Raw genomic sequence first — 411 nt, forward strand, 5'->3', positions numbered from 1 at the left:
ACCGTCACCCGCACCGCAGACAGCGCCGGGAAGCTCACCGCCCGCGAGCAGACCACCTTCACCTACGACAAGTACGGGCAGCCTGCCTCGCAGACGGTCAGCTGGGCCGACGGCGCCGGACAGGAGGGGCGGCGGGGCGAGGGGCCGGGTGAGCTGAAGACTGCCGTGAGCCGGACCGTGGAGGGCGGGCGTCTGACCGAGACCACTACGGTGGCGCCGGGCACGGACGCGGAGACCTCCGCCTCGCGGGTGGTGGACCTGGCCACCGGAGCCGTGCTGGAGGAGATGGGGCCGGGCGGGCGGGTCGTCTTCCGGACGGAGTACGACCGCCAGGGCCGGCCGTCTGTGCACACGGTGCTGCCGGACTCCGGCAAGCCGCAGACCACCCGCATCGCCTACCCCTCCCCGGCT

The 411-nt window shown here is 74.0% G+C and carries 1 protein-coding gene; it reads left to right on the forward strand.

All coding sequences use genetic code 11. From position 1 onward, the window contains the following. Positions 1-411: hypothetical protein (locus IF89_RS39750; protein ID WP_043195000.1), on the forward strand; the 411-nt coding region annotated here is incomplete at both ends.

It is taken from the genome of Streptomyces sp. NRRL F-2664 (assembly GCF_000719345.1).
GTDB lineage: Bacteria > Actinomycetota > Actinomycetes > Streptomycetales > Streptomycetaceae > Streptomyces.